Genomic DNA, 13,543 nt, shown 5'->3' on the forward strand with positions numbered 1-13,543 from the left:
ACGGAGAACAGTTGTTAACTGCATGGCATGAGTCACACTTTCGGCGTCCGGCAGGTGCAGAAGCAGAAGACCCGGCGGGCGCTCATGGACGCCGCCCTGGCCCTGCTGGAGGAGCAGAGCCTCAGCAGCCTGGGACTTCGCGAGGTCACCCGGGCCGTGGGGGTCGCTCCCACCGCGTTCTACCGGCACTTCCGGTCGACCGCGGACCTCGGCGTCGCGCTGGTCGAGGAGGCGCTCGGCAGCCTGCACCCCGTGCTCGGGGATCTGATGTCGGCGGTGGGCGACAGTGACGAACTCATCGAGCGTGCCGTCGATCTGATCGCCCGCCATGTCGACGGGTACCCCGCACACGTCCGGTTCATCGCGCGCGAACGGCACAGCGGGGTCCAGCCGGTGCGGGACGCCATCCAGGGGCAACTGACCCGGTTCGCCGAGGAGGTGCGCGGCGAGCTGGCCAAGCGGCCGGAGACCGAGGGGTGGACCGACGACGACCGGCTGATGCTCGCGGGCCTGTACGTCGATCAGATGCTGATGACCGCCTCGCTCTTCCTGAAGGCCCAGGACGAGTCGGAGGAGGAACGCCTGCGGGTGACCCGGCTGGCGAGCCGCCGGATGCGGCTGATCAGCATCGGCTGTCGCCACTGGCTGGACTGAACAACCTTCACGCACACGGCAGGGAGGGCGCGCCCGGACATCGGGCGCGCCCTCCCTGCCGTCCGCTCGACCGGTCAGCCGTCCTCGGACGCCGAAGCCGAGGCCTCCTGGCTCGGCGCTCCGCTCGGCGCCTGGCCACCCTGGCCGGGCTGACCACCACCGGGACCGCCGCAGCCGCCTCCGCCGCCGGGGCCCCCGTTCTGGCCGCCACCGCCCGGGGCACCGCTGGGCACGCCGGACGGCTGGCCGGAGGGGGCACCCGAGGGGGCACCGGACGGGGCCTGCCCGTTGGCGGAGGGTGCGCCCGAGGGAGCGCCCGAGGGGGCACCCGAGGGCGGCTGACAGCTCTGCTGCTGACCCGAGTTGCCGTTGTCCGAGGTGGACGACGACGAGTCGCCGGAGCCGCACGCCACCAGGAAGAGGGGTGCGGCCGCCAGCAGGGCGACGGCGGGGACGAGACGTGCACGCTTCATGAGAGACAACTCCAAGAACGATGAGGGAGCTCGTGAGCGGCATCGAATCAACGCGGCTTGTCCCTCTCTTGGGTTCGCGCTGTGCCATCCCTGTGCGAACGGCAAAGCGATCACCAACGGCCTCTCGCCCCACAGCCCTTGGCGTCCGGCCCTCGGCGTCCGGCCCTCGGCGCCTCAGCCCGACAGCCTGGCCCTCGCCAGCTGCCGCGACTGGGCGACCAGGCGGTCGGCGCTGTCCCAGACCTCCGCGTCCTCCTCCAGGAAGCCCCCGGCGAGATTGCGGGTGGTGATGGCGACCCGGAGCGGTCCCGGTGCCGGGCGGCACCGGATGTGCACCGTCAGCTCGACCGTCGGGACCCAGCCCTTCAGGCCCATCTCGAACGCGGTGGGCGGCAGTGCGTCCACCGCGAGAAGCAGGGAGAACGGGTCGGCGTCACGGCCGTCGGCGAGCCCGAACCAGGACCGCATCTCGCCGTTGCCGGAGGGCGCCCCGAGGGCCCAGCCCAGTGTCGCGGGGTCGAGCTTCAGGAACAGCCGGTCGGTGATGGCGGAGCCGCCGGGCACGGGACCGGGAGCGTCCTGAGGGCCGAAGCACTGGTCGATCGGCGGGATCGCGGGCGGCTTCGCCGTCGTCCGGACGTCGTCCGGGAGGGAGTCCAGGTCGCCGTAGGAGGCAAGGACGCGGATCCGCTCGATCTCGCGGCCCTCGTCGTCGTGCTGGAAGAGGGATGCCTGGCCGGTCGAGAGGGTCCGGCCGGTGCGGACGACGTCCGTGCGTACGACCGCGGGGCCGGGCTGGGACGCGGTCAGGTAGTACGCGGAGATCGTGAACGGGTCGTCGTGCGGGAGCGCGTCGGCGAGGGCGCGGCCGAGGACGGCCAGCAGATAACCGCCGTTGACGGCGCCGATGATCGTCCAGCCGGCGGAGAGGTCGATGTCGTAGACGCCGGGCATCCGCCGGGTGAGCGCGGTGTCCCGGTCGAACTCGCTGTCGCCGACGGTGGCCTGTACGGAAGCTGCTTCGGGCATGGGTGAACGGTACAACAGGTCATTACTAAGCGGTAGCTTTATGCTTCACGCCTCCTCGACAGCGGCGGACCGCCGGTTCCACGCGCGCGGCGCCCGCCAGTGGTACCGCATCGCCAGCAGCCGCAGGACGAAGGCGGTGACCGCGGCGAGGGCCGAGGTGACGGGGTTGAGGGCGTCCTGGCTGATGCACAGGACCACCAGCCCGCTGCCGACCATCGCGGGCACGGCGTACAGGTCGCGGTCCCAGCGCAGCAGCGAGGGGACCTCGTTGGCGAGGACGTCCCGCAGCACACCTCCGCCGACCGCCGTGGCGAGGCCGAGGGTGGCGGAGGCGGTCAGGCCGAGCCCGTACTCGTAGGCCTTCGTCGTGCCCGCGACGCAGAAGAGGCCGAGGCCGGCCGCGTCGAAGACGTTCACCCCGGTCTGGATGCGCTCCACGTGCGGATGGAGGAAGAAGACCAGGAGGGCGGCGAGCAGCGGAGTGAGGAAGTAGCCGAGGTCGGTGAAGGCGGCCGGCGGTACGGCACCGATGATCAGGTCTCGGAACAGGCCGCCGCCGAGCGCGGTGACCTCGGCGAGGACGGCGATGCCGAAGATGTCGAAGTTCTTGCGGACGGCCAGCAGCGCGCCGGAGATGGCGAAGACGAAGATGCCGATCAGGTCGAGCGGGTAGGGGGACACCCGTATATTCTGCCCCGCAAACAGGTGTGCGCCTTGCAATGCAAGGCGCACACCGTCTGACGTCAGTCTTTGCCGGGCTTCTCGGGGGCCTCGGGCTTCTGGGGCACCTCCGGTTCCTCGGGGGCCTCGGGCTCCTCGGGGGCCTCGGGCTCCTCAGGCGCTTCGGGCGCTTCGGGCGCTTCGGGCGCCTCCGGCCCCTCCGCCTTCTTCACCGTGTCCGGCACCAGTTCGCCCGCTTCCTTCGCGGCCGTCAGCAGGACGACGTCCTGCGGCTGCTGGTCCTCGAAGTTCTCCGGGTGGTGGCAGGCGACCCGCTGGCCGGGCCTCAACTCGGCGAGCGGCGGTTCGGTGGTCTTGCAGACCTGGGTGGCCTTCCAGCACCGGGTGTGGAAGCGGCAGCCGCTCGGCGGCGCGATCGGCGAGGGCACATCGCCCTTGAGCAGGATGCGCTCGCTCTTGGCCCCCCGGCGCGACGGGTCCGGGATCGGCACGGCCGACAGCAGTGCCTTCGTGTACGGGTGCATCGGCGCCGCGTAGAGCGAGTCCCGGTCGGCCAGCTCGACGATCTTGCCGAGGTACATCACCGCGATGCGGTCGGAGACGTGGCGGACGACGGAGAGGTCGTGCGCGATGATCACGTACGTCAGGCCGAGCTCGTCCTGGAGGTCGTCCATCAGGTTGACGACCTGGGCCTGGATCGACACGTCGAGCGCGGAGACCGGCTCGTCCGCGACGACCATCCGGGGCTTGAGGGCGAGCGCGCGGGCGATGCCGATGCGCTGGCGCTGGCCGCCGGAGAACTCGTGCGGGTAGCGGTTGTAGTGCTCGGGGCTCAGGCCCACCAGCTCCAGCAGACGCTGGACCTCCTTCTTCACCCCGCCCTCGGGCTCCACGCCCTGGAGCTTGAAGGGCGCCGAGACGATGGTGCCGATGGTGTGCCGGGGGTTCAGCGAACCGTACGGGTCCTGGAAGATCATCTGCACGTCGCGGCGCAGCGGGCGCATGCCGGCCGTGTTCAGGTGCGTGATGTCCGTGCCGTCGAACTCGACCTTCCCGCCGGAGGGTTCGAGGAGACGGGTGATGAGCCGGCCCATGGTCGACTTGCCGCAGCCGGACTCCCCGACGACGCCGAGGGTCTCGCCGCGGCGGACCTCGAAGTCGATGCCGTCGACGGCCTTGACCGCGCCGACCTGCCGCTGGAGCAGGCCCTTCTTGATGGGGAAGTGCTTGACCAGGCCCTCGACCCTGAGCAGCGGTTTCTCGTCGGCGTCGGCGCGCGGGGCCGGCACGGCGGCCCGGGTCTCAGTCTCGCTCACAGCTTCGGCGCAATCTCTTCGGTCCAGATCCGCGTACGGTCCTCCTGCGACAGGTGGCAGGCGGTGAAGTGCCGGCCGCCGACCTCGCGCAGCTCGGGGCGCTCGGTGCGGGTGATGTTGTCCTTGGGGACGTCCGCGTAGGGGCAGCGCGGGTTGAAGGCGCAGCCCGAGGGGACGTTGATGAGGCTCGGCGGCTGGCCCTTGACCGGGATGAGCCGGTCGGTCTGGGCACGGTCGATGCGCGGCATCGAGCCGAGCAGGCCCCAGGTGTAGGGGTGCTGCGGCTGGTGGAAGATGTCGTCGACCGGGCCGCGCTCCACGCAACGGCCGCCGTACATCACGAGGATGTCGTCGGCGATCTCGGCGACCACGCCGAGGTCGTGCGTGATGATGATGACCGCGGAGCCGAACTCCTTCTGCAGGTCCCGGATCAGGTCCAGGATCTGCGCCTGGACGGTGACGTCCAGGGCGGTCGTGGGCTCGTCGGCGATCAGCAGTTCCGGGTTGTTGACCAGGGCCATGGCGATCATGGCGCGCTGGCGCATACCGCCGGAGAACTCGTGCGGGTAGCCGTCGACCCGCTTGTGGGGCTCCGGGATGCCGACGCGGTCGAGGAGCTCGATGGCGCGCTTGCGGGCGACCTTCTTGCTGACGTCGTGGTGGACGCGGTACGCCTCGACGATCTGGCTGCCGACCTTGTAGTACGGGTGCATCGCGGACAGCGGGTCCTGGAAGATCATCGCCATGTCGCGGCCGCGCAGCCGGCGCACCTCGTCGGAGCTCGCCCCGACGAGTTCCTTGCCGTCGAGCCAGATCTCGCCGGACATCCGGACGTTCTTGCCGCGGGCGCCGAGGCGGTGCAGGCCCATGATCGCCAGCGAGGTCACCGACTTGCCGGAGCCGGACTCGCCCACGATGCCGAGGGTCTTGCCCTTCTCCAGCTGGAAGGAGAGGCCGTCGACGGACTTGACCACGCCGTCGTCGGTGGGGAAGTGCACCTTGAGGTCACGCACTTCGAGGAACGCCCCGGGGGCGTCCCCGGCGCGTGCGGGCTCGCCGACGGCGGCCCCGGTCTTGGACAGTTCGGTCACGAGAGCCTCACCCGCGGGTCGATCGTGGCGTACAGCAGGTCCACCACAAGGTTCATGAAGACGACGAAGAACGCCGCGAGCAGGGTCACCCCGAGGATCGGGGGCAGGTCGTTGGCGCTGATCGACTGGACCGCGTACTCGCCGATGCCGTGCAGGGAGAACACGGTCTCGGTGATGAGGGCACCGCCGAGGAGCAGGCCGAGGTCCATGCCGAAGACCGTCACCAGCGGGGTCAGCGCGGCGCGCAGGCCGTGCTTGACGACCACCTTGCGCTCGTGCAGGCCCTTGGCCCGCGCGGTGCGGATGTAGTCCTCGTTCATCGTCTCCAGCATGCCCGAGCGGGTGAGCCGGGCGTAGATGGCCGAATAGAGCAGGGCCAGCGAACACCACGGCAGGAAGAGGGTGTTGGCCCACTGCGAGGGGTTCTCGGTGAAGGGGACGTACGTCCTGCCGAAGATCTCCAGCTGGTAGCTGAACAGCAGCAGGGCCAGCTGTCCGGTGAAGAACATGGGCAGGGAGACACCGGCGAGCGCCACGCCCATCGCGGACCGGTCGAAGATCGACCCGGGCTTCAGGGCCGAGATGACACCGGCGGTGATACCGCCGACCAGCCACAGCACGGCGGCACCGGCGGCGAGCGAGATGGTCACCGGCAGGCGGCTGGTGAGCTGCGGCCAGACCTCCAGGTGGTCCTTGAAGGAGTAGCCGAAGCAGGGGGCGTCACAGCGGACGGTGGAGGGCCCCAGGTCGTACGTGGCACCGGAGACAATGCCCTTGATGAAGTTCCAGTACTGCTCGTAGACCGGCTGGTCCAGGCCGAGGTTCCGCTTGACCGCCTCGATGTCCGAGGGCGAGGGGTTCTTGCCGATGTACTGCTGTGCCAGCTGGTCGGCGGTCTGTCCGGCGAGCTTCGGCAGGATGAAGAAGATGCCGAAGGTGACCGCGGTGACGACGAGCAGCAGGATCACCGCCGCGATCGTCCGGCGGATGATGTACGAGATCACGAGGACCGGCGCCGGCGCCCGCGGGTGTGCTCACCCGCGGGCGCCAATGCCTTCACCTGCCTTCCGGGGCTACTTCTTTTCCTTGACACCGATGTTGAGGTAGTCGTACTGACCGCTGAAGGCCGAGGACGACACCAGGTTGGTGGCGTACGGCGAGCGGTACAGCAGGACCTTGAAGTAGGTCAGCGGCACGATGGCGGCCTGCTCCATGACCTTCTTGTCGACCTCGGTGTACGCGGCGGTGCGGGCGGCCTCGTCGGTGTTGCCGATCGCGTCGTCGAGCAGCTTGTTGATCGCGGGGTCGTCCAGCTCGGACAGGTTGGTGTTGCCGGCCTGGCCGATGGCCTTGCCGTGCACGATCTGCTGCAGGAAGCCGTAGCCGGTGGGCCAGTCGGCGCCCCACTGCATCATGATGAGGCCGATGTTGTTCTTCTTGTTGAACTTCGGCACACCCGCGTAGTCGGAGAAGTACTTGCCCGACGGGTACTGCTTGATGTCGGCCTCGATGCCGACCTTCTTCAGCGCCTCGACGATCGCGGTGGCCGCGTCGACCTCGCCCTGACGGTCGGTGCGGGCCGAGATGGAGGTCTTGAAGCCGCCCTCCTTGCCGCAGGCCTTCAGGTGCTCCTTGGCCTTGGTGACGTCACCCTTGTTGTCCGGGGTGGCGTACGTGTCGGCCTTCTCGTAGCCCGAGACGTCGGTGGGCAGGACGGTGGAGGCGATGTCACCGCGGATCGGGCCGCCCATGGCGGTCTGCACGGCGGTCTTGTCGATCGCGTACTGCACGGCCTTGCGGCACTCGACGTTGTCGAACGGCGCCACCTTGGTGTTGATCGCCGTGTAGACGAGACGGCCGCCGAGCGCGTTGTCCGTGTTGGCCAGCTGGTCCTTGTCCTTGAGGACCTGGGCCTGGGTCTGGGCGTCGACACCGGTGCCCTGGATGTCGATCATGGTGTCGCCGGACATGACGTCCTTGTCGATGGTGGCCTTGTTGACCTTCAGGTTCACCACGATCTTTTCCGGGTACTGCTTGCGCAGCGGGTCCGTCTTGGCGTCCCACTCCGGGTTGCGGACGAGGACGATCTGCTTGCCCTCCTCGTACTTCTCGAACTTGTACGAGCCGGTCGACACGACCTTCTTCGTGTAGTCGACGCCGGTGTCCTTGGCCCGCGGCACCGCGGCCGTCTGCGGCATGCTCGCCAGATAGTCGAAGTCGGCGAAGGGCTTGTTGAGCTTGAAGACGACGGTGTTGTCGTCCGGCGTCTCGATGGACGCGATGCCCGCCTCGTCCTTGTCCTTGTACGGGCCCTTGTACTTGTCCCCGCCGGCCAGCAGCTGCTGGAAGTAGTTGGGGCCCGAGGAGAGCACGTCACGCGCGAAGTTCGAGCGCTCGACCGCGTACTTGACGTCCTTCGAGGTGACAACGGTGCCGTCCTCGAACTTGACGCCCTGGCGGATCTTGTACGTCCAGGTCTTGCCGCCGTCGCTCGGCGTGCCCGCGCTCTCGGCCAGGTCGGGGACGAGCTCGTTGCCCGCCTCGCCCGCGCCGGGCTTGAACGTCATCAGCGGACGCGCGTAGAGGCGGCTGAAGTTGAAGCCGTACGCGTAGTACATGTTGCCCGGGTCGAGGGACTCGGGGGCGTCGGAGCTGGCGTAGGTGACCGTGCCGCCCTTCGCCGTGGACTCGTTCACGACACCCTTGGTCGCGGCGTTGGCGCCGGCGCCCTTGGGTGCGTCGTCCGTGCCGTCATCCGCCTTGCTGCACGCGGACAGAAGCAGTCCGGCGGCGCTCGCAACCGCGACCGCGGCCATTGCTGACCTTCGCATGATGGTCGGTTTCCCCTTCGTAGTTGGACAGTTGTGTGGGACGACAGACCGCAGACGTCAGCGGCTGCGGGGGTCGAGGGCGTCCCGGAGGCCGTCACCGAGGAGGTTGAAGGCCAGCACCGTGATGAAGATCGCGAGGCCGGGAACGATCATGTACTGCGGGTCGACCTGGAAGTAGTCGACCGCGTCGTTGAGCATTCCGCCCCAGGAGGCCTGCGGCGGCTGGATCCCGACACCGAGGAAGCTGAGCGACGCCTCGAAGATGATGTTGGTCGGGATGAGCAGCGTCGAGTAGACGATGATCGGGGCGACGAGGTTGGGCAGCAGTTCCTTGAACAGGACGTACGGCCCGCCGGCGCCCATCCCCCGCGAGGCGTCGATGAACTCCCGCTCGCGCAGCGCCAGAGTCTGACCGCGCACGATGCGCCCCATGTACGGCCAGTTGAAGAAGCCGATGACGAAGATGAGCACCGAAATGTGCAGCGGAAGCCCTTTGAGGCCGAAGGCGCCACCCTGGAGCGTCGCGGAGATGGCGATGGCGAAGAGCAGCAGCGGGAACGCCAGGAAGGTGTCCATCAGCCGGCTCACGATCGTGTCGACCCGGCCGCCGTAGTAGCCGGCGACGAGGCCGAGCACCACTCCGATGGCGTTGGACAGGATCGTCGCGCCGAAGGCCACGACCAGGGAGACCCAGGAGCCCTCAAGAATGCGGGCGAGGATGTCACGGCCGAACTTGGGGTCGACTCCGAGCGGGTGGTCCCAGCTCATCCCGCCGAAGTCGCCTTTGGGCAGGGATGTGTTGGCGTCGATCAGGTCCTGGTTGAAGGTGTTGGGGTCGAGCCCCAGCATCGCCTGCAGCGGCCGGGAGAGCGCCGCGATCAGGATCAGCAGGACGACGATGACACCGCCGGCGACCGCCACCTTGTCGCGCTTGAAGCGGGTCCAGGCGATCTGGCCGAGCGAACGGCCCTCGATCTTCTTGGCCTCGACACCTTCCAGCACGGCTTCGGGCTGTGCCTCGGCCTGCGATCCGGTTGTCTCAATGGGTGCGGTCATCGTCCCTCGTGCTTGCCCGTGCCGGTGGTTGCCGACTGTGCCTGGCGGCCGCCCGGGTCTGCGGTGCGGTCCGTCACCACTGCTGCTCTCTTGCTCTGTGACTACTGATGGGTACGAGAGGAGGTACGGCACCGAACTTCACCGCATGAACAGCGTGTTCGCCGGATCCCCCCATCGCTCTGGGGGAGTCTTCAACGGTCGCGCGATCAGGCACCAGACTTGACGGCGAATGTATGCGCAACCGTGATGTGGCCAGCAGGGTTCCGCTATGCGGACGTGACGCTCTGTTGAGCGGTGGAAACCACGCTCACCCGGCTCAGTAGCCGCCCGGGTAGCCGTACCCGCCCGCCGCCGGGGCCTGGGCGGGCGCCGCGTGGGCCTCGCGGTCGTAGAAGGGGCGGGCGCCCGCGCGCAGCCACATGGCGACCGGGTCGTACTCGTCGGACATGGCGACGGTGGAGACGGGCAGACCGTCCGGGACCGCGCCGATGGACTGCTGCATCATCGCCCGCACCGAGTCGACGGCCTGCGGCGAGGTGTCGTACACGTCGAGGCCGATGGCCAGGTACGGTGCGCCGAGCGCGGGCTGCACCCAGGCGCGGCGCAGTGAGCGCACGGCGGGCGTGCGGTGGGCGTTCTGGGTCAGCAGGGCGTAGAACTGCGGGATCTCGATGGCCGGCTCGGACAGCCTGAGCGGCCCCGCGGGCTGCCGCTCCAGGCCGGTGGCGATACGGCGCAGGTCGAGCCAGGGGATGCCGACGCCGCCGCCCGGCGCGTGCGGGTTGAGCCAGAGGCCGTAGTGGTCGGGGTAGAGGGTGCGGGCCACGTCGAGGCCGTCGACGACCTCGTAACTGCGGTTCCAGCCACTGGCGGAGAGCTCCTGGGCGGAGGTCACGCACGGGGCGTAGTTGAACCCGTCGACCTCCATGTTCCCGTACTGGGCGTCCGGGGACCCCGCCTGGCCGTGCCAGAGCAGCATCCAGATCTGGCCGGAGGACGGGGTGGCCAGGGCACGCAGCAGCGCCTCGTAGGCGTCGTAACGCCCGGGCGTCACCTGGCGCAGCATGTGCTCGACCTGCCCGGTGGCGATGCTGCCGCTCACGTTGGCCGTCCTTCGTGTTGGACCCTGGTTATAGGAGACAGCTTAGGTGGTGTGCCGGTTGAGCCGGTCAGGGCTCGGAGGTTGACGTGCGTCGCGGGGTGCGGGCTCGTTGTGGCTGGTCGCGCCGTTCCCCGCGCCCCTTCGCGGCGCGCTGATCAGTACCCCTGCTGATAGAAGGGCCGTACCTTTTCGCGGAGCCAGTCGCCGACCGGGTCCTGGGCCACGTCCAGGAAGACCATGTTGACGGGCCAGGGGACGGGGACCTTGGTGAGGGCCCGGCCGAGGGCGGCGAGGGGGAGGGCGCGGTCGGCCTCCCAGGAGGCCAGTTCGACGCCGATGAACATGACGGGGTCGGCGGTCTCGATGGTGGCGAGGCAGCGACGGGCGCAGAGGACGACTCCGGTTCCGGCGAACTCGGCGGAGGCCGCGGCCAGGAAGTCCACCGGGTCGTCCTGCCAGTCCGGTTCGAAGAGGCGCACGCGGGCACCGCTCGCCGATCCGTCCAGCGGGGTCCGGCCGGCCCGGCACAGCTCGGCCACCGCGGGCGGCGGCAGCGGGATGCCCACGACGCCGTCGGGGTTCAGGGCGAGCCCGATCTGCGGGGGCAGACCCCGCGCGAACTCGACGGCGGGGGCGATCGTGTACGACATGTGGTTGCCGACGACCTGACGGAACTGCTCCTCGGAGCTGAAGACCGGCACATACGCCTGCCCGTCGAACTCCATCGTCGGCAGGTCGAGCTGACCGCTCTGCGGGCCGCCGCCCTCCGGCAGCGGCACCCAGACGAAGCTGCGGGCCAGCACCTCCACGATCCGCGCCCCGGCCTGGGGCACCCCGAGCGAGGCGGACAGCACCTCCTCCAGCTCGTTGCCGGGCCATCCGCCGTGCCCATGGGGATACGCCTGTGCCGGGAAGTCCGCCGGGAAGTCCATCTGCTGCCTACCGCTTTGCTCCGTGATGCTGTTGTCCCTGCACCTTAATTGCTCCCGGGGCGGGCGCGCCCTTCAGGAGCGCGGGAAGTCGATCCGCTTCAGGACATCGGCGGCGGCCCGGTCGATGAGCACGGCCGCCCCGCACCCCTGCGGCAGCCTCCCCTTCTCCACCGCACGCAGCAATCGGGTCATGGCCCCCCGGTGCCGCGCGAACGCGTAGCGGGAGACGCCCCGGCCGCGCTCCCGTTGTCCGTCCCGGGCCTCACCGGGAGTGACGTCGAGCAACAGCAGGTGAAGGGTGCCGCCCCGGCGGCGGGCTTCGCGGGCGAGCCAGCTTCGCACCCACGCCTGCGTCCCGCAGTCGTGCACGACGACGCCCTCCCCCGAGCGGAGGGCGCGTCGCAGCCCCGCGTAGTGCGCGAGGCGCACGAAGGGGCGGTACAACGCGTACGGCAGATGACGGGCGAAGCGGGCGTCGAAGCGGTCGCGCGTGTCCTGGGAGTCGATGCGGACGCCGGGCACTGTCCGCCGCATCAGTGTCGACTTGCCGCTGCCGGGGAGCCCGGTGACCACCACCAGGTCGTCCGGCCCGAAGGACAGCTCGTGGGGACTGCGCCCCGAACGCGCCCGGAGGTCGCGGACGACCGCCCTCGGGAACGGGCCGCACGCCGCGCCGGCCGGTGCGACGGGCTGCTTGGGCATGGCGATGCCCGAGGTCGTCGCGTACGCCGTGGTCCTGTTCACCGTGATCGTCCTCCCCAGGGGCATGGAGGTCCCATCCCCACAGACCGTAAAGAAAAGGTAATGCCCGATCCCTCCTGATTCAGTCCTCGTATTGCCACAAGAGTGCTACGGACCGCTGTGTCTGCCTGTGCTCCGTCGTTCCCCACCTCTGAAAGGTCCCCCTGCCGCCCCGCGTCGATGCGTGCAATGATGTGCGCGCCAACTGCATACCGGCCGCTTGAATCCGCGCGGGAGAGCTCCCAGCAGTCGATCGCTGGGGCGCCGAAGGAGCAAGTCCCTCCCTTGAATCTCTCAGGCCCAGATACCGCGTGGGCGAGGCACATCTGAAAAGCGGGCCGTACCCCTCTTCCGCGGGGGCGGCTCCACCCACGGTGCAAGTCACGACCACCGGTACGTACGGTCGTGGTGAACCTCTCAGGTTCCGATGACAGATGGGGAGGACTTTCCTCGCCTGTCGCCTGTCATGCCCTGGGAGCAGAATCCGATGAGCAGCAGCCCCACCACTGGACCGCGCCGGACCGCGCTCGATGCCCTGCATCGCTCGCTCGGTGCGACGATGACCGACTTCGCGGGCTGGGACATGCCCCTGCGCTACGGCTCCGAGCGGGACGAGCACACCGCCGTCCGCACGAGGGCCGGCCTCTTCGACCTGTCCCACATGGGTGAGATCACCGTCACCGGCCCGCGGGCCGCCGCGCTGCTGGACCACGCGCTCGTCGGCAACATCGGCGGTGTGAAGACCGGCCGCGCCCGCTACACCATGATCTGCCGCGAGGACGGCGGCATCCTCGACGACCTGATCGTCTACCGGCTGGCGGACACGGAGTACCTCGTCGTCGCGAACGCCTCCAACGCCCAGGTGGTGCTGGACGCGCTCGTGGAGCGTTCCGCCGGGTTCGACGCCGAGGTGCGGGACGACCGGGACGCCTACGCCCTGCTGGCCGTGCAGGGCCCCGAGTCGCCCGGGATCCTGGCCTCGCTCACCGACGCCGACCTCGACGGGCTGAAGTACTACGCGGGGCTGCCGGGCACGGTCGCCGGGGTTCCCGCGCTGATCGCGCGCACCGGGTACACCGGCGAGGACGGCTTCGAGCTGTTCGTGAAGCCGGAGCACGCCGTCGAGCTGTGGCAGGCGCTGACCAAGGCGGGCGAGGGCGCCGGGCTGGTGCCCTGCGGGCTGTCCTGCCGGGACACGCTGCGCCTGGAGGCGGGCATGCCGCTGTACGGGCACGAGTTGTCGACCGCGCTGACGCCCTTCGACGCCGGCCTCGGTCGGGTCGTGAAGTTCGAGAAGGAGGGCGACTTCGTGGGCCGCACCGCCCTGCGCGAGGCCCTCGAGAACCTCAACCACGAGCCGCCTCGCGTCCTGGTCGGCCTGATCGCCGAGGGCCGCCGGGTCCCGCGCGCCGGGTACCCGGTGGTCGCCGACGGCAAGGTGATCGGCGAGGTCACCTCGGGCGCCCCCTCCCCCACCCTCGGGAAGCCGATCGCGATGGCGTACGTCGACGCCGAGCACTCGGCGCCGGGCACCGCCGGTGTGGGCGTGGACATCCGGGGCAGCCACGAGCCGTACGAGGTCGTGGCGCTGCCCTTCTACAAGCGGCAGAAGTGACACCGTCGTAGTCGTTCGAAAG

At 69.5% G+C, this 13,543-nt stretch carries 13 protein-coding genes and 1 riboswitch; of the genes, 2 read left to right on the forward strand and 11 right to left on the reverse strand.

Going from position 1 to position 13,543, the window contains the following annotated elements:
• The first annotated feature begins 27 nt into the window (after positions 1-27).
• A complete protein-coding gene (locus tag K1J60_RS13315) occupies positions 28-654 on the forward strand; it encodes a TetR family transcriptional regulator (RefSeq protein ID WP_220646412.1) in 627 nt (208 codons plus the stop codon).
• 74 nt (positions 655-728) lie between these two features.
• Here K1J60_RS13315 and K1J60_RS13320 read toward each other — a convergent pair whose 3' ends face one another.
• The 11 genes from K1J60_RS13320 to K1J60_RS13370 all read right to left on the reverse strand — a co-directional run bounded on the left by K1J60_RS13320 (position 729) and on the right by K1J60_RS13370 (position 11,909).
• A complete protein-coding gene (locus K1J60_RS13320) occupies positions 729-1,127 on the reverse strand; it encodes a hypothetical protein (protein WP_220646413.1) in 399 nt (132 codons plus the stop codon).
• A gap of 174 nt (positions 1,128-1,301) precedes the next feature.
• A complete protein-coding gene (locus K1J60_RS13325; RefSeq protein WP_220646414.1) occupies positions 1,302-2,156 on the reverse strand; it encodes a thioesterase family protein in 855 nt (284 codons plus the stop codon).
• A 45-nt stretch (positions 2,157-2,201) separates the two neighbouring features.
• On the reverse strand, positions 2,202-2,837 hold the full coding sequence (locus K1J60_RS13330) for a trimeric intracellular cation channel family protein (protein WP_259407706.1): 636 nt from the start codon (positions 2,835-2,837) through the stop codon (positions 2,202-2,204).
• A 62-nt stretch (positions 2,838-2,899) separates the two neighbouring features.
• Positions 2,900-4,153 carry an ABC transporter ATP-binding protein gene (locus K1J60_RS13335; protein WP_220646415.1) on the reverse strand — a complete coding sequence of 418 codons (1,254 nt, stop codon included), beginning with the start codon at positions 4,151-4,153 and terminating at the stop codon, positions 2,900-2,902.
• Positions 4,150-5,244 carry an ABC transporter ATP-binding protein gene (locus K1J60_RS13340; RefSeq protein WP_220646416.1) on the reverse strand — a complete coding sequence of 365 codons (1,095 nt, stop codon included), beginning with the start codon at positions 5,242-5,244 and terminating at the stop codon, positions 4,150-4,152. The genes K1J60_RS13335 and K1J60_RS13340 overlap by 4 nt, the downstream gene beginning before the upstream one ends.
• Positions 5,241-6,248, reverse strand: coding sequence for an ABC transporter permease (locus K1J60_RS13345; protein ID WP_220646417.1), 1,008 nt, complete (start codon positions 6,246-6,248; stop codon positions 5,241-5,243). Before K1J60_RS13345 ends, K1J60_RS13340 begins: the two co-directional genes overlap by 4 nt.
• A gap of 69 nt (positions 6,249-6,317) precedes the next feature.
• Positions 6,318-8,075, reverse strand: coding sequence for an ABC transporter substrate-binding protein (locus K1J60_RS13350; protein WP_259407707.1), 1,758 nt, complete (start codon positions 8,073-8,075; stop codon positions 6,318-6,320).
• Positions 8,076-8,132: 57 nt separating this feature from the next.
• Positions 8,133-9,131, reverse strand: a complete 999-nt coding sequence (locus tag K1J60_RS13355) for an ABC transporter permease (RefSeq protein WP_220646418.1) — start codon at positions 9,129-9,131, stop codon at positions 8,133-8,135.
• A gap of 316 nt (positions 9,132-9,447) precedes the next feature.
• Entirely contained in the window at positions 9,448-10,197 is a 750-nt protein-coding gene (locus K1J60_RS13360; protein ID WP_220651445.1) for an enhanced serine sensitivity protein SseB C-terminal domain-containing protein, read from the reverse strand.
• 191 nt (positions 10,198-10,388) lie between these two features.
• Positions 10,389-11,165 carry an enhanced serine sensitivity protein SseB gene (locus K1J60_RS13365; RefSeq protein ID WP_220646419.1) on the reverse strand — a complete coding sequence of 259 codons (777 nt, stop codon included), beginning with the start codon at positions 11,163-11,165 and terminating at the stop codon, positions 10,389-10,391.
• Positions 11,166-11,237: 72 nt separating this feature from the next.
• Complete coding sequence (locus K1J60_RS13370) at positions 11,238-11,909, reverse strand: AAA family ATPase (protein ID WP_398683205.1); 672 nt, start codon at positions 11,907-11,909, stop codon at positions 11,238-11,240.
• A gap of 218 nt (positions 11,910-12,127) precedes the next feature.
• Positions 12,128-12,226: riboswitch (glycine riboswitch) on the forward strand.
• A gap of 167 nt (positions 12,227-12,393) precedes the next feature.
• Between K1J60_RS13370 and gcvT the strand changes: the two genes are divergently transcribed.
• Complete coding sequence (gene gcvT, locus K1J60_RS13375; RefSeq protein WP_220646421.1) at positions 12,394-13,521, forward strand: glycine cleavage system aminomethyltransferase GcvT; 1,128 nt, start codon at positions 12,394-12,396, stop codon at positions 13,519-13,521.
• Positions 13,522-13,543: the final 22 nt, after the last annotated feature.

Origin of the sequence: Streptomyces akebiae (genome assembly GCF_019599145.1) — a bacterium.
GTDB lineage: Bacteria > Actinomycetota > Actinomycetes > Streptomycetales > Streptomycetaceae > Streptomyces > Streptomyces akebiae.